We start from the raw sequence: 417 nt of genomic DNA, 5'->3' as shown, positions 1-417 counted from the left end.
CAAACATTAGCGGCATCATTAAATCATTCTGCATTTAATTTAGCCAATGCCTTAGGTACATTTCTTGGAGGGTGGGTACTTAGCCATAATATGGGTTGGTTAGCACCGATCTGGGTTGGGTTTGTGCTAAGTTTAGGGGGACTAGCAATTTTATTAATTGCACTGGCTTATGCTAAATACACTCAAAAAAATCAATCTGCCGTGTCTTAACGGCAGATTTATTCATTGATTAAGATCAATTCATCAGCTTTGCAATTTGTCGGTCATGCCATTTGGACAGCAATAGCAAGGCAGTTATTACTCCAATTAAGGCAAAGAACATATCAGACTGGGTATCCCATTCATATCCCTGAGTTCCTAAAAACTCCTCCGCCCCTTGCCCCATTACTAAAGCAGCAGCCCATTCAATCAGCTCAA

At 40.8% G+C, this 417-nt stretch carries 1 protein-coding gene and 1 pseudogene; one reads left to right on the top strand and one right to left on the bottom strand.

Translation table 11 applies throughout. The features are described from left to right. Positions 1–210, top strand: a pseudogene (locus B4H32_RS10870) (MFS transporter); the annotation flags it as partial. Between the two features lie 25 nt (positions 211–235). Here B4H32_RS10870 and B4H32_RS10865 read toward each other — a convergent pair. After that, on the bottom strand, positions 236–417 hold a 182-nt coding region (locus B4H32_RS10865; RefSeq protein ID WP_286803048.1), incomplete at its 5' end, for a DUF2238 domain-containing protein.

It is taken from the genome of Acinetobacter sp. UBA2063 (assembly GCF_002333245.1).
Classification (GTDB): Bacteria; Pseudomonadota; Gammaproteobacteria; order Pseudomonadales; family Moraxellaceae; genus Acinetobacter; species Acinetobacter parvus.
The sequence above is the reverse complement of the archived record's forward strand: the minus strand, read 5'-3'. Positions and strand labels throughout refer to the sequence as shown.